This is a genomic window from Paraplanobispora takensis (genome assembly GCF_016863195.1).
Classification (GTDB): domain Bacteria; phylum Actinomycetota; class Actinomycetes; order Streptosporangiales; family Streptosporangiaceae; genus Planobispora; species Planobispora takensis.
This window is the reverse complement of record NZ_BOOK01000005.1, coordinates 1-21,587: the sequence shown is the minus strand read 5'-3', so window position 1 is coordinate 21,587 and position 21,587 is coordinate 1. Positions and strand designations below refer to the sequence as shown.

20 protein-coding genes are annotated in these 21,587 nt (G+C 72.7%); 10 read left to right on the top strand and 10 right to left on the bottom strand.

Features of this window, described 5'->3' with window-relative positions:
* Positions 1-65: 65 nt before the first annotated feature.
* The 3 genes from Pta02_RS04390 to Pta02_RS04380 are packed head-to-tail and all read right to left on the bottom strand — an operon-like array spanning position 66 to position 4,572.
* The gene (locus tag Pta02_RS04390; RefSeq protein ID WP_203873362.1) at positions 66-1,688 is read right to left on the bottom strand and encodes an IucA/IucC family protein; all 1,623 of its coding nucleotides are present in this window, start codon (positions 1,686-1,688) and stop codon (positions 66-68) included.
* Positions 1,685-3,415 (bottom strand): IucA/IucC family protein, encoded by a 1,731-nt coding sequence (locus Pta02_RS04385; protein WP_203873361.1) that lies wholly within the window; start codon positions 3,413-3,415, stop codon positions 1,685-1,687. The genes Pta02_RS04390 and Pta02_RS04385 overlap by 4 nt, the downstream gene beginning before the upstream one ends.
* Positions 3,412-4,572, bottom strand: coding sequence for an ATP-grasp domain-containing protein (locus Pta02_RS04380; RefSeq protein WP_203873360.1), 1,161 nt, complete (start codon positions 4,570-4,572; stop codon positions 3,412-3,414). Before Pta02_RS04380 ends, Pta02_RS04385 begins: the two co-directional genes overlap by 4 nt.
* A gap of 218 nt (positions 4,573-4,790) precedes the next feature.
* Between Pta02_RS04380 and nudC the strand changes: the two genes are divergently transcribed.
* The gene (gene nudC / locus Pta02_RS04375) at positions 4,791-5,774 is read left to right on the top strand and encodes an NAD(+) diphosphatase (protein WP_239129518.1); all 984 of its coding nucleotides are present in this window, start codon (positions 4,791-4,793) and stop codon (positions 5,772-5,774) included.
* Positions 5,775-5,887: 113 nt separating this feature from the next.
* On the opposite strand, the gene Pta02_RS04370 is transcribed toward nudC, so the two are convergent.
* Complete coding sequence (locus Pta02_RS04370; RefSeq protein ID WP_203873358.1) at positions 5,888-6,139, bottom strand: mycoredoxin; 252 nt, start codon at positions 6,137-6,139, stop codon at positions 5,888-5,890.
* A 129-nt stretch (positions 6,140-6,268) separates the two neighbouring features.
* Complete coding sequence (locus Pta02_RS04365) at positions 6,269-7,204, bottom strand: alpha/beta hydrolase (protein WP_203873357.1); 936 nt, start codon at positions 7,202-7,204, stop codon at positions 6,269-6,271.
* Positions 7,205-7,378: 174 nt separating this feature from the next.
* On the opposite strand from Pta02_RS04365, the gene Pta02_RS04360 reads away from it, so the two are divergent.
* The 5 genes from Pta02_RS04360 (at position 7,379) to Pta02_RS04340 (ending at position 11,404) form a co-directional block, all read left to right on the top strand.
* Positions 7,379-9,448: an ATP-dependent DNA helicase UvrD2 gene (locus Pta02_RS04360; RefSeq protein ID WP_203873356.1), complete on the top strand. Its 2,070-nt coding sequence runs from the start codon at positions 7,379-7,381 to the stop codon at positions 9,446-9,448.
* Positions 9,445-10,311: an acyl-CoA thioesterase gene (locus Pta02_RS04355; protein WP_203873355.1), complete on the top strand. Its 867-nt coding sequence runs from the start codon at positions 9,445-9,447 to the stop codon at positions 10,309-10,311. The genes Pta02_RS04360 and Pta02_RS04355 overlap by 4 nt, the downstream gene beginning before the upstream one ends.
* Positions 10,312-10,427: 116 nt before the next feature.
* Positions 10,428-10,736 carry a hypothetical protein gene (locus Pta02_RS04350; protein ID WP_203873354.1) on the top strand — a complete coding sequence of 103 codons (309 nt, stop codon included), beginning with the start codon at positions 10,428-10,430 and terminating at the stop codon, positions 10,734-10,736.
* Positions 10,737-10,869: 133 nt separating this feature from the next.
* Positions 10,870-11,139, top strand: a complete 270-nt coding sequence (locus Pta02_RS04345; protein ID WP_203873588.1) for a WhiB family transcriptional regulator — start codon at positions 10,870-10,872, stop codon at positions 11,137-11,139.
* Between the two features lie 70 nt (positions 11,140-11,209).
* Complete coding sequence (locus tag Pta02_RS04340; RefSeq protein ID WP_203873630.1) at positions 11,210-11,404, top strand: hypothetical protein; 195 nt, start codon at positions 11,210-11,212, stop codon at positions 11,402-11,404.
* 842 nt (positions 11,405-12,246) lie between these two features.
* Here the strand turns inward: Pta02_RS04340 and Pta02_RS04335 are convergent.
* Positions 12,247-13,611 (bottom strand): ABC1 kinase family protein, encoded by a 1,365-nt coding sequence (locus Pta02_RS04335; RefSeq protein ID WP_307837446.1) that lies wholly within the window; start codon positions 13,609-13,611, stop codon positions 12,247-12,249.
* A gap of 47 nt (positions 13,612-13,658) precedes the next feature.
* A complete protein-coding gene (locus Pta02_RS04330; protein WP_203873353.1) occupies positions 13,659-14,759 on the bottom strand; it encodes a ThiF family adenylyltransferase in 1,101 nt (366 codons plus the stop codon).
* Positions 14,760-15,134: 375 nt separating this feature from the next.
* Here Pta02_RS04330 and Pta02_RS04325 point away from each other — a divergent pair, with 375 nt between their 5' ends.
* The 3 genes from Pta02_RS04325 to Pta02_RS04315 all read left to right on the top strand — a co-directional run bounded on the left by Pta02_RS04325 (position 15,135) and on the right by Pta02_RS04315 (position 17,236).
* Positions 15,135-15,920 carry an enoyl-CoA hydratase/isomerase family protein gene (locus Pta02_RS04325; RefSeq protein ID WP_203873352.1) on the top strand — a complete coding sequence of 262 codons (786 nt, stop codon included), beginning with the start codon at positions 15,135-15,137 and terminating at the stop codon, positions 15,918-15,920.
* A 141-nt stretch (positions 15,921-16,061) separates the two neighbouring features.
* Positions 16,062-16,595 (top strand): M48 metallopeptidase family protein, encoded by a 534-nt coding sequence (locus tag Pta02_RS04320; protein WP_203873351.1) that lies wholly within the window; start codon positions 16,062-16,064, stop codon positions 16,593-16,595.
* The gene (locus Pta02_RS04315) at positions 16,589-17,236 is read left to right on the top strand and encodes a hypothetical protein (protein ID WP_203873350.1); all 648 of its coding nucleotides are present in this window, start codon (positions 16,589-16,591) and stop codon (positions 17,234-17,236) included. Before Pta02_RS04320 ends, Pta02_RS04315 begins: the two co-directional genes overlap by 7 nt.
* A gap of 143 nt (positions 17,237-17,379) precedes the next feature.
* Here the strand turns inward: Pta02_RS04315 and Pta02_RS04310 are convergent, their stop codons facing one another.
* From Pta02_RS04310 to Pta02_RS04300, 3 genes are all read right to left on the bottom strand, one after another.
* Positions 17,380-18,384, bottom strand: a complete 1,005-nt coding sequence (locus Pta02_RS04310; RefSeq protein WP_203873349.1) for an endonuclease/exonuclease/phosphatase family protein — start codon at positions 18,382-18,384, stop codon at positions 17,380-17,382.
* Positions 18,385-18,470: 86 nt separating this feature from the next.
* Complete coding sequence (locus tag Pta02_RS04305) at positions 18,471-19,016, bottom strand: NUDIX hydrolase (protein ID WP_203873348.1); 546 nt, start codon at positions 19,014-19,016, stop codon at positions 18,471-18,473.
* Between the two features lie 112 nt (positions 19,017-19,128).
* On the bottom strand, positions 19,129-20,436 hold the full coding sequence (locus Pta02_RS04300) for a zinc-dependent metalloprotease (RefSeq protein WP_239129517.1): 1,308 nt from the start codon (positions 20,434-20,436) through the stop codon (positions 19,129-19,131).
* Between the two features lie 79 nt (positions 20,437-20,515).
* Between Pta02_RS04300 and Pta02_RS04295 the strand changes: the two genes are divergently transcribed.
* The coding region (locus Pta02_RS04295) for an NAD-dependent epimerase/dehydratase family protein (protein WP_203873585.1) at positions 20,516-21,587 on the top strand (1,072 nt) is incomplete at its 3' end.

Genomic DNA, 21,587 nt, shown 5'->3' with positions numbered 1-21,587 from the left:
CCCGGCATGTCCCCCGGTATGTCCCGGTACGGCTTCCGCCCGCCGCGTACGGCGGGCGGGAGGGCTCACGCCGAGGCCGCCAGCGGGTTGGCCACCGGCACGTAACCGGCCCTGCGGTCGGCCGAGCGCGCCCACCGCACCGACAGGTTGGCCTTGGCGGGCAGCGGCGCCCCGGCCAGCAGGTCCGACAGCTCGCGCGGCCATCCCCGCCGGGAGGCGTACCCGGCCAGCACGTCCCCGGCGACCGCCCACAGCTCGCGCACCGGCCCGGTCCCGGCGAGCGTGGCGGCGACCTCGGGCAGGTGGTTGACCATCAGGCAGTACAGCACCCGGTTCCAGCCTCCGGCCGCGTCGTAGGTGAGCGCCTCGGCGACCCGGCGGGGGACGCCCGACAGCTCGTGGCGCCCGGCCACGAGCTTGGTCCCCTCCAGGTCGCGGAAGACCGCCTCCACCGGCGTGCCGGCCCCGTCCACGCCGACCAGCACGTTCTGCAGGTGCGGCTCCAGCACCACGCCGTGCGTCAGATAGGCGTCCAGCACCGGGAGCGCGACCCGCTCCACATAGGCCCGCCACCAGCGCACGGGGTCGGCCGCGACGGCCTCGGACACGGTAGCGACGACGCCCGGCAGACCGGGCGTGGCCAGGGCGCCGCTCAGCAGCGGGGTGACGCCGGGGCGGCAGACCTGCCAGGGACTCATCCTGACGATCACCCCCAGCCCCTCCAGCAGCCGGGTGCCGAGGTCCGCCGACCGGTATCCGGGCTCGGGCAGCCAGCGGGTGCCGGGGAAGCGCGCGGACAGCTCCCGGAACACCGGGCCCAGCCGGGAGGTCAGCTCGACCGCCCCGGCCAGCTCGTACCAGGAGTTCTTGCGCACGCAGTTGGTGATGCGCACGTCCAGGCTGAACTTCAGGCACCGGTCGACGGCCGGCTCGTAGAGCGTGCGCACCGACGAGGTCGGGACCGCCGGGCGGGAGCCGTACCCCAGGTCGATCAGCCTCCCGTCGGCCAGCGGCGCGGCCAGCTCGGCCGCGAGCAGGCCGAGCTGCCAGGGGTGCGCCGGCAGCGGGGAGTACCCGGGCGGGGCCGTGCCGAGCTCGTCCAGCGCGGCCGTGTCGCCCGCCTGGGCCAGCACGTCGTCGCGGACCCCGAGGATCCGCAGCGGGAAGCTCGCGTGCGCCTCGGGGGCGTAGGCGAGCCAGCCGGCGTCGCCCTCGATGTCGTCAGCCGCGTCGGCCGGGGTCCCGCCGCGCGCCTTCGGGCTGGGGTGGAACGGGTGCCCGAACACCAGCGCCTGCTCGGAGGCCAGCCACGGGTCGGCCGGGGCGGCCGTCTCCCGCCGGGCCCGCAGCAGGGTGGCCATGGCCCGCCGGCTCGCCGCCACCTGGGACGCGAACTCCTCGTTGCCGCCGCCCAGCTCGGCCTCCACCAGCCGGACCAGCCGTCCGGCGGACAGCGGCTGCCAGCTGTCGCCGTCCAGCCACTCGGGAGAGCCCTCGAAGCGCAGCGCCAGGCCGCCGTGCGCCCGGACCCGCAGCGGGACGCCCGCCACGCGCAGGAGCACGTACGGCCCCGAGTGCCGGACCTGCCCGCGCGGCCCGGCCACCTCCCTGACGCAGCAGCGCAGCAACGCGGCGAGCGAGGCCTCCTCGGCGACGGCGGCGGGGGAGTCGAGCGCAAGGCTGGTCATGGCGTCCTCTGCGTGGTCACGGGGCGGATGGCCTGAGGGGGATGGCGAAGGTAGTTGGGGCCGCTGGTGCCGTAGAACTTGTTGACGTCGCGCGCCCCGGTGCGGGCCTTGTCGACCAGGGTCCCGGCGGTGACCATCGACTTGCCGACGAGCCGGGCGGCGTCGAGGGTCCTGGCGCGCAGCAGGCGGGCCATCGGGTCGTCGCCGTAGGGCTCCAGGGCCTCGGCGAGCGTCTCCCGCAGCAGCCCGGCGGCCCGCGGCGCGGGCAGCGCGCCGAACGCGGGGGCGGCGGCGGCCAGGTGGAGGGTGATGGTCACGAAGACGTCGGCCAGGGCGTGCGGGTCGTCGGTCAGCATCCGCCCGTCGGAGAAGTCCGGTACGGCCAGCCCCGCCGCCCGCAGGCGGTCGGGCGAGGTCAGCAGGCCGTCGTTGTCCTTGACCAGCAGCCGCACGGGGCCTTCACCGCCGACCACCAGGGAGAGGTTCTGCTGGTGGGCCTCCAGCGCCGTGCCGTACCGGACCAGGAGCCGTACGGCGAAGCCGAACAGCAGCCGCAGATACTCGGTGAGCAACCCGGTCACGTCACCGCCCCACCGGCGGTGGGCGAGCTCCTCGACGACCGTGCCCCCGCCCGGCAGCGGGGCGAGCAGCGCGGCGACCGGGACGGCCTCGCCCGGCGGCAGGCGGCGGACGAGCCAGCCGAGATACTCGTGCCCGGCGTGGGCGTGGGTCTGCTCGTCGGCCAGGAGCACCCCGGGGAACGGCATCGCGCGCAGCAGCAGTTCCGCGCGCGCTCCGTCGGCCAGGGTGCCGGGCTTGATCGAGCGCCGGTTGCGCAGCCCGAGGGTGCTGGTGGCCAGCGGCAGCTTCAGGTGCGTGCGCCCGTCGAGCGCGACGGTGCGCATCGACAGGGTGGGCCTGACCGTCACGCCGGGCTCCGGGGCCGGGACCGCCCAGGGAATCTCCCGGACGGCCGGGAGGGTCAGCGGGTGCACGGGGAAGAGCACATGCGTCCGTGCGAGCTCCCGGGGCAGCCCGGCCGCCGCGAAGCCCTCGGCCGGATCGGCGTCGTACCCCGCCGCGAGACCCCCGGCCCGGCCGGGCACGAGGCTCCCGGCGGGATCTCCGGTCCGTTCGGGCATGAGCCTGCCGGCGGGGCCTCCCGGCGCCGGCGGCAGGGGCGCCCCGGCCACCCGATCCGCGGGCACCGCCGCCCACCGCAGCTCGAAGCTCGGGGCGAACTCCGGCGCGTACGCCGTCAGGTCCTCGTCCGTCAGCCCGCTCTTGCACCGCGCCGTCGGGTACACCGGATGGTCGACGAAGGCCGCCAGCGTCTCGTAGCGCACGGCGCCCGCGCCCGGCCCGCGGCCCAGGCGCTCCAGGATCTCCCCGGACCGGGCGGCGTGCAGGTCCAGGGCGCGCAGCGCCTCGTGGCACTCGCGGGCGAAGGCCTCCACCCCCGGCGCGTCGGCGGCGGGGGCGATCTCCCGCAGGGCGGAGAGCACCTCCTCCAGGCGCAGGCGCTCCTCGGGGGCCACCACGAAGTCCTGGAACGGCGAGCCGGGTGTGAGCCGGATGCGGCGCCCGGCGGGCAGGACCAGCGCGACGCCGTCCTTGCTCCGGGTCACCCGGCCGGCCAGGCCGCCGTAGTTCTCGCGCAGCAGGCAGTCCAGGACCCGGGCGGCGAGGTACGGCTCCCGCGCCGTCAGGGCGGTCCTCACGCTCATCCGACCACCCACGGGCTCCGGGCGCCGAACGCCGCCAGGGCCTCGTCCACGCTCGCCCGGTCGGGCCCGATGGCGCGGACGACGCCCAGGTAGTCGCGGTTGGTGTGGCTGAGGTCGATCCGGTCGCCCACCGCGCGCAGGGGACGGTGCCAGATCCGCACCGGGCCGGGGCCGGAGGGCGCGACCGTCCCCGGGGCGGCGACGACGGTCCCCGAGCGCTCCGCGACCAGGCTCAGGGCGGTGCCGTGCCCGCGGGCGACGCCGGGCTCCGGGGCCAGGCCGGCCCCGAGGTGCACGCCGAGGATGCGCTCGAACAGCGGGATCCCCAGCAGGTCCGCCATCAGGAAGTCGCAGTGGTCGCCGATCACGCGATAGTTGACCTCGATGATCCGCGGCCCGCCGGAGGTCATCGCGTACTCCGTGTGGCAGGCGCCGAAGCCCACCCCGAGGGCCCGCAGGGCCGCCAGCACGTGGTCGGCGCCGGGCGGGGGCTCCCAGTCCAGGCGCTCCTCCACGAAGTACGGCAACGGCCCGAGCGTGGTGCGGAACCCGCCCAGGACCTGCAGGGTCCGGCCGTCGCCCAGCGTCTCCAGCGTGTGCAGGGGACCGTCGAGATACTCCTCCACGACCAGGGCCTCGCCGGGTCGGCGGGCGCGGATGGCCCGTACGGCCTCGGCCAGCTCGCGCGCGTCCCCGGCCAGCACCACGTCCTCGCTGGCCACCCCCTCCCGGGGCTTGACCACGGCGGGCAGCGGCACGTCCCCGGGCACCGGGTCGCCGGGCGCCAGCCGTACCGAACGCACCGTCTCGACCCCGGCCTCGGCCAGCCTGCGCCGGGTGAGCGCCTTGTTCTTGGCCGCGGCGCAGGCCCGCCAGTCCTTGCCCGGCAGGTCGAAGTAGGCGGCGGCCAGGGCGGTCTCCGCCTGGATGTGGTCGGAGTTGGAGAAGATCGCGGCGGGCGGGTGGTGGTGCGCCACGACGTCGATGACCGCGCGGGCGTCGCGCACGTCGCACGCGAGCACCTCGGCCCCGGCGTCCCGGTAGTGCTCCGGGCGGTCGGTCAGGATCGTGATGTCGCAGCCCAGCGCGCGGGCCGCGGGCAGGAAGCCGTCGGCGACCGAATCCGTCGGTTTGAGCGCGGTGAGGTACAGCCGCAATTCAGGACCCCCGATATCAGGTAAGGCTAACCTAACCCGGTGCATCCTAGCCGCCTGGAGATCATCGCGGGGGTGGGACTCCGTATTAACCGTATATGTGCCCTCGGCCGGCCCTGCCTGTCGTCTCCGGAGCCAGGTGAGGGCGGGGAGAAAGCTCCCCGCTCCGGCGCCTTTGCGTTCCCTGGCCTAGGATGTCTGCGGCTCGGAAGGACGGACGCGTGGAGATCACGGCAGAAGAAGGACTGTTGGGGCCGCTGCTGCTCGCGCGCAGTGCCATCGACCGGTCGGCGGCGCTGCGCGGCGACGACGACTGGCTCGCGGGGGCCTGGGCGGAGGAGAGGACCAGGGTCGTGGTCGTCGACGACGGGCAGGCGCTGGTACGGCGCGACGGACGGGAGGCCCGCCTGGTCCTGCTGTCCCCCGCGGAGGCGCCCGAGGGCGCGCGCCACCTGCTGGGCGTGGACGACGACGGCGTCGCCTACTTCTCGGTGACGGCTCCGCTGGCCGGCGGGGAGACCGGCCGCGGCGGCCCCGTGCCCCGGATCGTGGCCCCGCTGGGCGCCGCCGCGCTGCCCGAGGGGGAGCCCGTGCTCGCCGGCCTGCGCCAGGTCGGCGCCCTGCTGGGGGACCTCGACGCCGGGCTGCTGGTCTACGCGGTCGCACTGGACGCCTGGCACTCCACGCACCGGTTCTGCCCGCGCTGCGGCGGCCCCACGGAGGTACGGGCGGGCGGGCACGTGCGCGTGTGCCCCGCCGACGGCAGCCAGCACTTCCCCCGGGTCGACCCCGCGGTGATCATGCTCGTCCACGACGACGCGGACCGGTGCCTGCTGGCCAGGGGACCGCAGTGGCCCGAGGGGCGGATGTCGGTGCTGGCCGGATTCGTGGAGCCGGGGGAGTCCCTGGAGCACGCGGTGATCCGCGAGGTGGTCGAGGAGGTGGGCGTGAACGTCACCGCCCCCCGCTACCTGGGCAGCCAGCCGTGGCCGTTCCCGCGGAGCCTGATGCTCGGCTTCTTCGCGCGCGCCGTCTCCACCGAGCTCTCACTCGATCCCGAGGAGATCGCCGAGGCGCGCTGGTTCAGCCGCGCGGAGCTGCTGGCCGCGATGGAGAACGGCGAGGTGCGCCTGCCGCCGGCGGTCTCGATCGCGCGCCGGCTGATCGAGACCTGGTACGGCACGGAGCTGAACGGCGACTGGTGATCGCGGGCTCCCCGCGCGTGGAGCGGCGGCCGCACGGCCACGCGATCCGCGCAGGCCGTGACCGCGGGGCTCCCGGGAGACCTCCGGGGAGCCCCGCGTTCTGCCGGACCGGGTCAGGCGGCGCCTTCGAGGAGCCGCTTCACCTCGGCGACCGAGGGGTTCGTCAGCGACACCTTGCCGGCGGTGGAGTTCACCACGACGGTGGGGACGGTCTGGTTGCCGTTGTTGACGCTCATCACGAACGCGGCGGCGTCGGGGTTCCGCTCGATGTCGATCTCCTCGTAGGAGATGCCCTCACGGGTGAGCTGAGCCTTGAGCCGCTTGCAGGGACCGCACCACGTGGTGGTGTAGACGGTGAGCGCCATGGCGTGAATATCCCCTCTGGTGGTGTTTGGCGCTTATTGCCAACACAGCGCGGGCCGTACATCTTCCCGATGTCCCGGCGGCCGTGCGGGCGCGCCCGCGCCGCGGGAGCGGGAGGGCCCCGCCCCGCGTCAGAGCAGCTTGTCGGCGACCCAGCCCTGGACCAGATCGGCCACGCCGGGCATCCGGTAGAGCGGCGCGCTGTGGTTGATCCCCGGCTCGGTGACCACCGTCATCTGCACGCCGAACTGGCGCAGGCGGTCCTTGAGCTGGTTGCTGTGGGAGGCCGGCACGAACTCGTCCTGGGAGTGCACGCTCAGCACGGGCACGTCGCCGCGGCTGGCGTGCTCGGGGACCTCCATGCTCTGCCAGATCCTGGCGCACTTGCCGGAGGGCTCGCAGCCGCCCGCGAGCTTGATGGCCGCCTCGCGCAGCTTGCGCTTGTTCGGGTCCAGGGTGTCGGCGCCGTCGAGGTAGGCCGTGAGCGGGGAGACCACCGGCGAGATGCCCACCACGCCCCGCAGGCCGGGCAGGCCGCCGGTCTTGTAGGTGCCGACCGCGGTGGCCAGGTGGCCGCCCGCGGAGAAGCCGACGACCACGTAGTTGTTCGGGTCGAAGGACCACAGGGCCGCGTGCCGCCGGGCCGTGGCGATCGCGTCGAAGGCGTCGACGCGCTGGGCCGGCCACGCCGCGTCGCTGGAGAGGCGGTAGTTGATGTTGAAGACCGTGTAGCCGAGCTCGGCGAAGCTCCGGCTGATCTCGGTCATGTACTTCTTGTCGCCGGAGGACCACCAGCCGCCGTGGATCAGGAAGACGCCCGGCCGCTTGATCTCGTCGGCCTGGTGCCAGACGTCCATGCGCTGGCGCACGTGCGGGCCGTAGGCGATGGTGTCGACGATGGTCCCCTGGACCAGGGCGTCGGTCCTCGGGGGAGGCGGGGTGGGGTCGCCCCCGCCGGTCGCGGCGGCCGCCACGGGGGCGGCGAGCGCGGGGGAGGAGTGCAGGGCGGAAGGCGCGAGCGCCAGTGCCGCCACGACGAGTGCACCCACGGTTGCCGCAGTTCGCACGGGTCCTCTTCCTCTCCCCCGAGTTTGGTCGGCACCCATTGTGGAGTAAACATCCCTGTTTACGCATCTCAGGGGTGACCCAAGTGAGAGACGTTACGGTGCCAGAATGGGTGAAGCCCGGGTTACGGCAGGAAAAGCCGGGGCCCGAACCGTCGAGAGCGTTTAAGGAGTCCCATGGAGCCCGCTGACGTCCTGGCGGGGCTGGACCCCGAGCAGCGCGAGGTCGCCGAGGCCGTACGGGGTCCGGTGTGCGTCCTCGCGGGCGCGGGCACCGGCAAGACGCGGGCGATCACCCACCGCATCGCCCACGCCGTGCGCAGCGGAGCGGTCGACGCCCAGGGGGTGCTCGCCGTGACGTTCACCACACGGGCCGCCGGTGAGCTGCGCCAGCGATTGCGCGCGCTCGGCGCGCCCGGGGTGCAGGCGCGCACCTTCCACGCCGCCGCACTGCGCCAGCTCACCTACTTCTGGCCGCGCGTCATCGGCGGCGACCCGCCCGCGGTGATCGAGTCGAAGCTGCCGCTGCTGATCAGCGCCTCCCGCCACCTCGGGCGGGACCTCGAACGCTCCGAGCTGCGCGACGTCGCCTCGGAGATCGAGTGGGCCAAGGTCACCCAGATCAGCCCCGAGGACTACGCCGAGGCCTCCAGGAAGGCGCACCGCACCCCGCCGATCCCGGCCGAGGACGTCGTGCGCCTCTACGACGCCTACGAGACGATCCGCCGCGAGCGGCACCTGATCGACTTCGAGACGATCCTGGAGCTCACCGCCGCGCTGATGACCGAGCACCGCGAGGTGGCCACCCAGATCCGCCAGCAGTACCGCTACTTCGTCGTCGACGAGTACCAGGACGTCAACCCCCTGCAGAAGCTGCTGCTCGACACCTGGCTCGGCGGCCGCGACGACCTGTGCGTGGTCGGCGACCCCAACCAGACGATCTACTCCTTCACCGGCGCGACCCCGCGCTACCTGACCAACTTCCCGGTCGAGTACCCCGACGCCGCGGTGATCCGGCTGGTCCGCGACTACCGCTCCACGCCGCAGGTGGTCTCCCTGGCCAACCGGGTGCTGGCGGCGGCGCGGACCCCGCACCGGATGAGCCTGATCGCCCAGCGCCCCGACGGCCCCGAGCCCGTCTTCGCCGAGTACGACGACGAGCCCGCCGAGGCCGCGGGCGTGGCGCGGGCGGTGCGCAGGCTCGCCGACGGCGGCGTCCCGCTGCGCGAGATCGCCGTGCTGTTCCGGGTCAACGCCCAGTCGGAGGCCTACGAGCAGGCCTTCGGCGAGGCGGGCATCCCCTACCTCGTGCGCGGCGCCGACCGGTTCTTCGAGCGCCCCGAGGTGCGCCAGGCGGTCGTGCTGCTGCGCGGCGCCGCCCGCTCGGCCGGCGCCGACGACGAGCTGGCCCCGACCGTCCACCACATCCTGGCGGGCGTCGGCCTCACCCCCGAGCCCCCCGGCGGCGGCAAGGCGCGCGAGAAGTGGGAGTCACTCAAGGCCCTGGCCGACCTGGCCGAGGACATGGCCGCCGAGGGAGCCGATCTCGCCGGCTTCGTCGCCGAGCTGGAGCGCCGGGCCGGAGAGCAGCACGCGCCCCCGGTCGAGGGCGTGACGCTGGCCTCCCTGCACGCGGCCAAGGGCCTGGAGTGGGACGCGGTCTTCCTGGTCGGCGCCACCGACGGCATGCTGCCGATCGTCTACGCCGAGACGCCCGACCAGATCGAGGAGGAGCGCCGCCTGCTCTACGTGGGCGTCACCCGCGCCCGGGTCCACCTGACGGTGTCGTGGGCGCTGGCGCGCGCCCAGGGCGGCCGGCGCTCCCGGCGGCCCTCGCGCTTCCTCGACGGCCTCACCGGCCGCCCCGCCGCCCGTGCCCGCAGCTCCTCCTCGGCGCCCAGGGAACGCCGCCAGGCCGCCGTCCCGGTGAGCTGCCGGGTCTGCGCCAAGACGCTGGTCGCCGCCGCCGAGCAGAAGCTCGGCCGATGCGCCACCTGCCCGGTCGACTACGACGAGGCCCTGCTGGAGAGCCTCAAGGCCTGGCGCACGACCGTGGCCAAGGAGGCCAAGGTCCCCGCCTACGTGGTCTTCACCGACGTCACCCTCCAGGCGATCGCCGAGAAGGCACCGGCATCCGAGCAGGACCTGCTGTCCATCACCGGAGTGGGACGCGTCAAACTGGAGCGGTACGGCGATGCGGTGCTCGGGCTGTGCCGGGACGCCGCGGACAGGACGGAGAACGCGTGAACGAGGCGCTCAAGGAGCTGCTCGACCTGCTCGACCTGGAGCAGATCGAGCTGGACATCTTCAGGGGCCGCAGCCCCGAGGAGCGCATCCAGCGCGTCTTCGGCGGCCAGGTGGCCGCCCAGGCGCTGGTGGCGGCGGGCCGTACGGTGCCCTCCGACCGGCACGTGCACTCGCTGCACGCCTACTTCATCAGGCCCGGCGACCCGGCGATCCCGATCGTCTACAACGTCGAGCGGGTCCGCGACGGCCGGTCCTTCACCACCCGCAGGGTCGTGGCCGTCCAGCACGGCAAGGCGATATTCACCATGTCGGCCTCCTTCCACATGCTGGAGAGCGGCGTCGAGCACCAGGCGTCGGCGATGCCGGCCGTGCCCGAGCCGCAGGGTCTCCCCACGCTGCAGGAGCGGATGCGCGAGGTCATCGGCGAGAGCTCGCCGCTGCGCGAGTGGCTGAGCAGGCCGCGCCCGGTGGACGTGCGCTATGTGACCCCGCTGACCTGGGAGGCGCACCGCGACCCCGAGCTGCGCGGCGCCGAGACGAACGTGTGGTTCCGCTACGACGCCGACCTGCCCGACGACCCGCTGCTCCACGTGGTGCTGGCCGCCTACGCCTCCGACTACACGCTGGTGGACACGGTGCTGCTGACCCACGGCCTGGCGTGGGGGGCCTCCAACGTCTCCGGGGCGTCCCTGGACCACGCGATGTGGTTCCATCGTCCGCTGCGCGCCGACGACTGGGTGCTGTACGCCCAGGAGTCGCCCTGGTCGGGGGCGGCGCGCGGGCTGGCCAGGGGACAGATGTTCACCCGATCCGGCGAACTGGCGGTGTCGGTGGTGCAGGAAGCGATGATCCGCGTCTCGTAATCTGTAAAACTGCAGGTAGAAAATATGTTGCCCCTTCCTGGGGGGCGGGTTTAGGGTCATGGTCAAGCAAGTCGGACAGTCCTGTCCGACGATCCACGAATGGAGGTGAGTCCGCTGTGATGATCAACATGATGCCGGTCCTGACGGGGCTCACTTCCGCATGCACCGGCACGACCCTGCCCACCTGTGCGGGCCAGGTCATCCTCGCGGATGCACCGGCTTCCCGGCTCCGGCAGGAGAAGTCCGTCCTCTTCCAGATCCAGGCCGGCCGTCAGGCCGTTTTCGCCGGCTCCCCGGCGGTGAACGGCGCACTGGTTGTCCCGGCCCCTGAAATCGGCGGCTACGACGCACAGCAGACCAAGCACATCCGTAACAACGGTGGGCTGCGTGGTCCGCAACCCTGGAGGCACCCTCAGGTCACATGACCTGACAGAGGGAGAGCCTTCAGGCCGCGGATCCGCAGACAGGATCCGCGGCCTTACTTATTTAGCCGCATCATCCCTGACCCCCACCCACGAGGTAGTCCAAAAGATCAATACCAACAGAGAGGTGACACAGATGGGGGCCAAGACGGTCATGGACCTGATCGACGAAGCCGCAATCCCCTGTCGTACCGACCCCGACCTCTGGTTCGCCGAGTCTCCGGAGGACGTGGAGTTCGCCAAGGCGCTCTGCGGAGGCTGCCCGATCCAGCAGGCCTGCCTGGCCCGCGCGCTCGAGCGCGAGGAGCCGTGGGGCGTCTGGGGCGGCGAGCTCATCCTGCGGGGCGTCATCGTTCCGCGGAAGCGCCCGCGTGGACGTCCTCGCAAGACCCCGGTCGCTGCCTGACCGGCCGGTTCACCAGCTTCATCAGCTTCACCCGACGAAAAATCTGAAACGTCCTGAAAGGACCACTCCAATGACCTCCTTCTCCAACTGGAGCCTCGGCGCACCGTCTATGCAAGAAGAACTGGTGCGTGACCGAATACAAACCCTCCACCGCGAGGCGGCGGAGTATCGCCGGGCCGCCGGCATCCAGCGTCTTCAGCGCGCCCGACGCGACGCTGAACGCGCTTCCGTCCGCCTTCGCCACGCCCTCCTGCGCCTGGTCTGATCCTTCCGGGCCCGTGCCCCACCCGGCACGGGCCCACTGATCACCCTCCAGAACCCGGTTCCCCCTCCGGACCCCGGAACGGGAACCCGAGGGCGGCCCCCCACGGGTCGCCGCCCGAAGCAGAGGGCACCACCTCCACCGGCAGCCCGCGGATCACCCCTCCCCGACCCGGAGGAGCGGTGCCCCCCGCGGGCTGCCGCGCTGTCGGCCACACGCACCGCCTCCCCCGGAATCGAGATCCGGAGGACCGGCGCGGGTGGGCAACAGCTCGGACCGCCTCCTCCAGGGCCGGGATCCGGATCGGAAGAACGACGTTTCCCCGAGCTCAGGCTCCGGGGGAGCGGTATGGGAGGTTGCCTCATCGGCAGCTACCCGCACCGCCTCCCTCAGGACCGGCCCCGGAAGAACGATGTTTTGCCGAGGCCGGGCCGGGAAATGACGGGCGTTTCCTGCACCGGGGACCGACCAGGTCCCCCGGGCCGGGGATCGAATGGGATCCGCGGCCCGGGGTCGACAGCGGTCATCCGGACAACGGGCCCGACGGGGCCCGGCAGAGACGCCACGAGCTCGAAGGAGCCCGGCTGAGACCAGCCCGGCTCCCCTGGGCGCCTGGCCGAACCGAGCTCGGGCTCACCGGAGCCCGGCCGCGACGACGAAGAGGGATGCCTCGTCCACACGAGGCATCCCTCTTCTCATGTCCACCGCACCCACCACGGTCCGGACATCTCTCACCCGCGCGCCGCGCTCGCCGCCGCACGATCCCGCTTCGCGGGCGGGTTTCGCCGGGTGTTGCCGACTGTCCTTCCCGGATCCTTTCGGGCTGTGTCTCGGGTCGGCCGGGGTCACTCCTCAGGGGTGTCGTCGGGCGGGGTGTCCTGGGCGGGGAGGTCGTCGGCGAAGCCGGGGACCCAGCGGATGACCTCGTCGCGGAAGCGGGCGGTGGCGCCGAGCTGGCACAGGACGCCGACGCCGGCCGCGTGGACGCGGTGGATGAGGACGTAGGACACCGGCAGGTTGAGCTGGCGCACCACGTTGCCGGGGCGCAGGTCGGTGGCCGTGGCGGCCTGCTGCTGAAGCCATTCGCGGCTGAAGCTGAACTCCTCCACCGCGGTCGGCTCGACGTAGGGGGCCAGGAAGGCCCGCAGGGCCTCGGGATCCACCTCGATGTGGGGGAGGATGAAACCCTCGTCGCGCAGGCCCTGGACCACGGTGTCCATGTCGCCCTGGTGGAAGATGCGGGTCAGCCTGCCGAAGGCGGGCGGGTAACCCTGGGGCAGCCGGTTGACCGCGCCGAAGTCGAGCACGCACAGCCGGCCGTCGTCGGTGATCCGGAAGTTGCCCGGGTGCGGGTCGGCGTGGAGCATCCCGACCCGGGACGGGGAGCAGAACAGGAACCGGACGAACTGCAGGCCGGCCCGGTCGCGCTCTTCCTGGGAACCCTGGGCGATGATCCGTGAGAGCGGGGTGCCGTCGACCCACTCGGAGACGATCACCTGCTCGTTGGCGGCCACGACGTCCGGGACGAGGAAGTCGGGGTCGTCCTTGAACTCCAGGGCGAAGGCGTGCTGGGCCTCGGCCTCCTGGAGATAGTCGAGCTCCTCGACGATCCGCTCACGCAATTCGACGAGGACGGCCTTGATGTCGAGGCCGGGCAGGAGCACCCCGAAAAGCTTGCCGAGGCGGGCGAGCTGGTTGAAGTCGGACAGCAGCGCCTTGCCGGCCCCCGGGTACTGGATCTTCACCGCCACCGTGCGCCCGTCGTGCCAGACGGCCTTGTGCACCTGGCCGATCGAGGCGGCCGCCGTCGGGTGGTCCTCGAACGACTGGAAGTGCTCGCGCCAGTCGTCACCCAGTTGCTCGGAGAGCACTTTGTGCACGGTCTTGGCCGGGAGCGGCGGAGCGGCGTCCTGGAGCTTGGTCAGCGTGGCCCGGTAGGGAGCGACGATCTCGGGAGGCAGGGCGGCTTCGAAGATCGACAGAGCCTGGCCGAGCTTCATCGCCCCGCCCTTGAGCTCGCCGAGAACCTTGAATATCTGCTCCGCCGTACGCTCCTGGATCTCCTGAGCGACGAGTTCGGCGGACTTCCCCCCGATGCGTTTTCCCAGGCCGAGAGCGGTGCGACCGGCGAACCCGATGGGCAGGGCCGCCAGCTTGGCGGAGCGCGTGACTGCGCGGCGCGGAAGGTCACTCACCTCGGTTCGCGGCATGCCTCCCGTTAGCGAGACGCCGCTCCCTCCCTTCGCTGTGGTGCCTGTCAACGGCAGGGTGCCGACGCGACCATTGTCAGCGAACCCAACTCGTTTCGGAAGCAACGACATTGAGGATGAACGTTCCAGGATGCTGCCTTCCATCTCCAATCAGGCATTACATCTATTGTGCCGTTTGTCACAGAGGACTCACGCCCATCGATCTGAGCAAGCGCATGACCGGCCGCCATGGCCGCCACCAGCGAGGACAGGGCGGCGGAACACGCGATCTCCCCTGCGGGGAACCCGCCGAGGCGGGCGCTGACCACGGGCCAGCCGGGATCGCGGTCGCGCCGGGCGAGGTCGAGGCAGTCGAGGCAGGCGCTCTGACCCGGCAGCACCAGCGGGCCGACCGAGCCGAACCCCTCGAAGGCGGTCGCCAGCAGGTGCGGGATCCGCCAGGTGACCAGGTCGCGCACGAGCAGGCCGTCCAGCGGCGTCACCGGCGCGAGCACCGCGAGCGCGGGGCGCCTGGCCCCGTCGGACAGGTGGGCGGCGTTCTCCCCGGTCCACGCGGTGACGGAGGGGGACAGGCTCCTGGCCAGCTCCACCGCGCCGTCCTGCCTGCTCATCCCCGGCTCGATCCGGGTGAGCCCGCCGGGGACGAGGTCCTGCGGGCGCGCCGTACCGGGATCGATCACGCAGAGCTGCCCGACTCCGGAGGCGGCGAGCAGGGCGACGATCTGCGCGCCGACCCGGCCGGCGCCGTACACCCGCACCTGGGCGGCGCGCCTGCGCTCAAGGACGGCGAGCCCGCCGTCGGTCACGCCGGGGTCCAGGGACAGCGCGTCCAGGTCGGGCTGGAGCCGGTCGCGCTCGGCCAGGGTCATGGAGCGCGCCGGCCGCGAGGCCGCCCCGGCGTCGTCGACGACTCCCCGCTCGGCCAGCATGCCGAGCAGGGCCCGGCCCCGGTCTCCGCCGAGACCGGCGGCGGCCGCGCCGGCGAGCGCCCCGTCAAGGTCGCGCGTGCCGTCCAGGCTCTCGACCCAGCGCCGGACCCGGGGTTCGAGATCGGTCAGCACGACCGCGCGACGGGGATGCACGCCGAACTGCAGGGTGCGCTCGTCCCTGGTGACCCGCCGGAGCACGGGCTTCAGACGCGGCCTCACGCGACCGCCTTCCCATGGGACCTCATACGGGACCTCATACGGGACCTCGGGCAGGACCTCATGGGACCGCCCTCTCGGGGGATCTCGTATGAGGACTCCATGCGAGGCTTCGGGCAGGACCTCATGGGACCGCCTTCCTGTGAGGGGTCGGACGGCACCTCATGCGGATGCCTTCCTTCGGGGGACGCACCGGTGGTGCCGGGGAGGTGCCAGCGTGCCACGGTCCCCGCCGGGCCCGGACGGCTTTCCACCTGCCTGTGGACAACCCGGCTGCAGGCGATCTGCCTGTGGACAACCCGCTGCGGACGACCCCGCCGCCGGGCGGTCGCCCGGGGCGCCCGTGGAGGTGATCCCGGGTCCACTACGCTCGCCCGCATGGATGAGCTCTTGGTGGAGCGGCGGGACAACGGTGTGGTGTTGCTCACTCTCAACCGTCCCGACCGGCGCAACGCGATGACCGACGGGATGACCGGGCAGTGGCGGCAGACCATCGCCGGGCTGCGCCGCGACCGGGATGTGCGGTGCGTCGTCGTCACCGGCGCCGGGGGCGCCTTCTCCTCGGGAGGGGACCTGTCCTGGCTGGCCGAGCGGGGCGCCGAGAGCGTCCCCGCCCTGCGCGAGCGCATGCTGGACTTCTACAGGACGTGGTTGTCGATCGCGGACCTGGAGGTGCCGACCATCGCCGCGGTCAACGGCGCCGCCGTCGGGGCCGGGTTCTGCTTCGCCCTCGCCTGCGACCTGGTCTACGCGGCCGAGGACGCCAAACTGCTGGTTCCCTTCACCTCGCTCGGCCTGCATCCCGGCATGGCCGCGACCTACCTGCTGCCCAGGGCCGCCGGGGTGGGCGTGGCCAGGGAGATGCTCCTGACCGGGCGCACGGTTCTCGGCGCCGAGGCCGCCTCCGTCGGGCTCGTCACCCGGGCCTTCCCCCGCGTGTCCCTGCTCGACGAGGTGTTGGAGATCGCCGACAGGACGGCGGCCAACGCCCCCATCGCCACGAGGCTCACCAAGCTCGCCCTCGCCGGCGGCGGCCACGCGGATCTGGAGGCCGCACTGCGCTGGGAGTCCCTGGCGCAGCCGGTGACGATGACCTCCGATGACATGCGTGAAGGACTCGCGGCACAGAGAGAACGACGGGCTCCGCGATTCGGGAACTCGTGAGACGGCGGATATCCCGGTTAATTCGATAAGTCAGACCCATAGTCGATCGGTCTGGAAGAACAATCAACGAACGGGGATTGACCAGCAGGAACGTGTTCTGCCCTCTGGTGGGGATTCACCATTCTCGGCTACCGTGCATATGTGCCCCCCGAGACAGTCGAGGTCCGTCGGAGTTCTCGTCGTCGGCGGACCGTTTCCGCGTACCGCGACGGCGAGAAAACGATCGTGCTGCTCCCAGACGGATTGAGCAGGACCGATGAAGAGCAGTGGGTGCGCCGGATGCTCGACAGACTGGCGGCCAAGGAGCAGCGCAGACGGCCCTCCGACGAAGGCCTCCTCGAGCGGGCCAACGAGCTGTCGGCCCGCTACCTCGACAACAGGGCACGGCCGGTGAGCGTGCGGTGGGTCGAGAACCAGCATCACCGGTGGGGCTCGTGCACCCCCGACCACGGGACGATCAGGATCTCCACGCGCTTGAGGGGCATGCCCGCGTGGGTGGTCGACTACGTGATCATGCACGAGCTCGTGCACCTGCTGGTGCCCAGCCACGGTCCCCGGTTCTGGGCGCTGGTCGAGAACTATCCGCGGGCCGAGCGGGCGCGCGGGTTCCTGGAGGGATTCTCGATGGCCTCCAACGGCGCCGCGGAAGACAGCGGAGCCCCGGAAGAATGGTGACGGAGGAGCCTCCGGCCGGAGACCGGCGGCTGGTCGCGGTCCTCGTCACGCCCGCGATGGCGGACGCCGCGCCGGTGGGCGTCGACCCCGGCGAGTTCCTGACGGCCGTGGCCGAGGACACCTACGAGGTGGCCGCCGGGCTCGACTTCGTGACCCCCGTGCTCGTGACGGGTGTGCCGGGGATGGAAGAGATCGTCTGGCCGGGGACGCCGGTGCTGCCCATCGATCCGGAGCTGTCCGGCGGCGCTCTGGTGACGGCGGCCTTCGCGGCGCTCCGCGCGGCCCTGCCGGACGGCGGGCAGGCGGTCCTGCTGAGCGGGGACGCGCCCGACCTGCCGCCGCTGCTGATCGGCAAGCTCTTCCGCGAGCTGGGACGCGCCGGGATCGCCGTCTGCCCCGCCGACGGGGGCGGGGCCGTGGCGGTGGCCGCCCGCCTGCCCTATCCCGAGTGGGCCGGGGCGGGCCTCGACGACACCGACCCGGTCAAGGCGCTGCGGGCCTCGGCTCCCGGCCGCCGCATGGTCGCCACCGGCCCCGGCTGGCACCGCCTGCGCGTCCCCGACGACATCCGGCGCCTCGATCCCGGCCTGGAGGGCTGGGACAACACCCGTGACCTGCTGGCCGCGGGGAGACACCGCTGACGCCTCGCTCAGGAGGGCGGAGGTACGGCTGACCGCCCCTCGGAAGAGCACGCCGTTCCCCGGAAGGGCACGCCCGTTCCCCGGAAGAGCACGCCGTCCCCGCAGAAGGGCGCGCCGCCCCCTCAGAGGGGCAGGCCGCTTCCTCAGAAGGGCAGGCGCAGGTCGGCGAAGACGGCGCGGTGGTCGGTCCCGGGCACGGTGTGGACGCTGACCTCGTTCACGCCCACCCGCTCGTCCACCACGACGTGGTCGATGGTGATGATCGGCGGGATGCTCCTGCCCGCCGGCCAGGTGGCGATGAGGCCCTTGCCGGCCCGGTCGGCGGCGTCGGCGTACCCCTGGTCCAGGAAACGGCGCAGCACCGCGTGGTCGAGACTGGCGTTGAAGTCGCCGGCGAGGATGCGGATCTTGTCGGCGGCGGCCGGCGGGAAGGCCTCGATGGCCGCCGTCCAGTCGTGCACCTGACCGCCCAGCGGCGGGTAGGGATGCACGTCCACGAACTCGATCGGCTTGGCCCCCGGGACCGTGATGACGGCGGCGGGCATGTTGTGCCCGATCGGCTGGAACAGGTTCTCCAGCGGGGTCATCGGATACCGGGAGTACAGGCCGCTGCCCCCGGCGCTCCACTCGTCCTGGAGCACGCGGTGCGGCAGGATCTCCCCGATCCCGGCCGCGTCGAGCTTCTCGACCATCCCCGGCGTGAGCTCCTGCGTGCTCAGCACGTCCGGCCTCAACCGCTTGACCAGATCGATGACGGCGTCGGGCTCGGCGTGGCCGAACAGCATGTTGAGGCTCAGTACGCGCAGCGGCGTGCCGGACCCGGCGGCCTCGGCCGAGCCGACGGCCCGGGGCAGCACGCTGAAGCCGAGCGCGGCCGTGGTGACCAGGGCGACGGCGGTGGCGGCGCGGTTGCGGGCGAGCAGGCCGAAGACGACCGGCACCAGCGAGCCCGCCGCCGCGTACGGCGTCGCGGTCATGAGCTGGGTGGTCAGCGAGTCGCGCTCCAGCCCGCCCACCCTGGCGACCGCCCAGGCGGCGAACGGGGCCACGGCGGCCCAGGCCAACGCGGTGGGAACGCGCCAGCGGCGACGGGGCGGCGTCACGACCGTGCCGCCGACGCTCCTGCTCGACGCGATGTCCACACTCACGCTGCCCCGATTCGCTCGTCGTCTGTGAGCACGACCATAACCGGCATCATGTGAAACGCGTGTAAAACGGTCCAACTTCGACGTACCTAGCCGGATAGCAGGACGTCCCGGGCGCGTCGGGCCAGTCTCCGGGTGGCCTCGTCGGTCGGGTCGGGGATCTCGTCCACCGGGAACCAGCGCAGGTCCATCGACTCTTCGCTGATGACCGCCTCGGCCCCGGCCGGGGCGACCGCGCCGTACTCGACGTCGAGATGGTGGCTGAACGGCTGATGGCACCAGACGCGGTGCTTGTCGAGCGCCAGGGGCCCGGGCAGCAGGCGCAGGCCCGGGATCCCCGACTCCTCGGTGGCCTCCCGCAGGGCCACCGCCTCGAGCGAGAGGTCGGCGGGCTCGCAGTGGCCGCCCATCGGGAACCACATCCTGGCCTTGCCGTGCAGCGTCAGCAGCACCATCTCGCCGTCGTGGGAGAGCACCGCCGTCGTGGCGGTCAGGTGGCCGGGGACGCACTCGCGGTACATCCCGTCCTCGTTGGCGTGCAGGTGCTCCAGGAAATCCTTGCGCAGGAGCTCCTCCTGCGCGGTCGGCGCCGTCCACCCCCCGAGCACGGCCCGGGCGTCCGCGTGCAGGCTCACCCGGCTCCCGCCGGCCTCGCGGTTCCCGAGGTTCCCGCCGATCCCGAGCTTCCCGGCGACCCTGAGGCTCCCGCCGGTGCCGCAGCGCGACCGCGTCCCTCGACTCGCCCGCTCACGCGCCGCGGCCCTCCCCGCCCTCGTCCTTCTTCTCCTCGTCGGCCTTCTCGTTCTCACCCGCGGACTCCCGCAGGGAGGCCTCCAGCCCGGAAAGGTCGAACTCGGGCTCGCCCCGGACGAAGCCCGCCGGGTCGTCGAGGTCGGAGGCGGTGGGCATCAGGTCGGGGTGGTTCCAGACCGCGTCGCGGCCGTCGGCGCCGCGGTCGGCCTCCAGCGCCTGCCACAGGGCGGCGGCCTCGCGCAGGCGGCGCGGCCGCAGTTCGAGGCCGACGAGGGTGGCGAAGGTCTGCTCGGCGGGCCCGCCGGTCGCGCGGCGGCGCCGTACCGTCTCGCCCAGGGCGGCGGCGGAGGGCAGCTTGCCGGCGGCGGCACCGGCGACCACGGTGCTCACCCAGCCCTCGATCAGGGCGAGCGTGGTCTCCAGACGGCTCAGGGCGGTCTTCTGCTGCTCGGTCTCCTCGGGCTTGAGCAGGGCGCCCCCGCCCAGGATCTCCTGGATCTGCTCGGGGTTGTTGATGTCGAGCCCGCGCAGCTGTTCCTCCAGCCCGGACACGTCCACCGTGATGCCCCTGGCGTACTCCTCGACGGCGTTCAGCAGGTTGGCGCGCAGCCACGGCACGTGCTGGAACAGCCGGTGGTGGGCCGCCTCGCGCAGCGCGAGGTACAGGCGGATCTCCTCGGCGGGCATCTCCAGGCCCTGGCTGAACGCGGCGATCCCGCCGGGCAGCAGGGCGGCGTCACCCGACAGCGGCAGGCCGATGTCGGTGGAGCCGACCACCTCCCGGGCGAGCGAGCCGAGGGCCTGGCCGATCTGCTGGCCGACCATCATGCCGCCCATCTGCTTCATCATGCCCATCAGCGGCCCGGCCATGGCCTGGGCCTCGGCGGGCAGGCCCGCGGCGCCGAGCGTGCCGCTCATGGTCTCCACCATGCGGGCGGCGACGGGATCGCAGAGCTGCCGCCAGACGGGGACGGTCTTCTCGATCCACTCCGACCGGCTCCACGCCTGGGGGTTGCCCACCCCGCTCGGGAGCGCGGTGGCCTCGTTGAGCCACAGGTCGGCGAGGTTCAGGGCGTCGACGATCTGACGCCGCTCGCCTTCCATGACGCTGGGGTCGCCTTCGGCGGCCACCGCGTGCCGTGCGATGTTCTTCGCCATGTCCCAGTTGACGGGACCGGAACTCTGCGGAGCGGACAGCATGTCGGCGAACTGGCGCATCGCCGCCGCGATCTGCTCCGGGTTCCCGAACATGGCGAACGGGTTCTCGTTGGGGTCGTTTTCCCGACCTGGCAAGTCAGTCACCGCTCTACCTCATGCAGGATGGAGGAGTCCACATCCGCCACGTTATCCGTCGGACGGCGGATCAGTGCAAAGTGAGGACCTGGTGCCTACCTCGAAACGCCTCCGGCCACCGGTCGTCGCCGTCACCGGCGCGGCCTCGGGCATAGGCCGCGCTTTTCTCGCGAAGGTCGCCTCGTCTGCGGATTTCCGCAGAGTCGTGGCCATCGACGATCAGCGCGGCGACGTGCCCGACGTCACGTGGCGGGTGCTCGACATCCGGGATCCGCTCTTGGCGAACCGGATATCCGACATCGACGTCCTCGTCCATCTGGCGACGGACTGCGCACTCGGGTCCGACGCCGCGGAGCGGCGCGCCTACAACCTGCGCGCCGCCCAGACGGTGCTCACCGCCAGCGCCGCCGCCCGGGTCCGGCGCGTCGTCGTGGTCACCAGCGCCATGGTGTACGGCGCGGCGCCCGACAACGAGGTCCCGCTGCCGGAGGACTCCGCGGTGGCGGCCGAGCTGGACACGGGGATCGTCGGCGACCACCTGGAGATCGAGGCCCTGGTACGGCGGGCGCTGCGCAGCCATCCCGGCCTCGACGTGACCGTGCTGCGCCCCGCGGCCCTGGTCGGTCCCGGCGTGGACAACGTGGTCACCCGGCACTTCGAGGCGCCCCGGCTGCTGACGGTGAAGGGCTGCAGTCCCCGCTGGCAGTTCTGCCACGTCGACGACCTGGTCTCCGCCCTGGAGCTGGCCGCGCTCGGCACGGTCTCCGGCGTGGTCGCGGTGGGCGGCGAGGGCTGGCTGGAGCAGGAGCAGGTGGAGGAGGTCTCCGGGCTGCGCCGCTTCGAGCTGCCCGCCGGGCTGACCTTCGGCACCGCCCAGCGCCTGCACCGGCTGGGCATCACCCCGGCCCCGGCCACCGACCTGCACTACGTCGTCTATCCGTGGGTGGTCGACTGCGCGGCTCTGCGTACGGCGGGCTGGAAGCCCCAGTGGACCAACGAGGCCGCGCTGACCCAGCTGCTGGAGCTGCGCGAGGGCAAGCACGCGGTCGTCGGCCGCCGCCTGTCCGGCAAGGAGGCCACGCTCACCGCGGCCGGCGCCACCGTCGCGGTCCTGGGCACCGCCGCGATCGTGCGCGTCGCGCGCAAGAAGCGCCGCACCT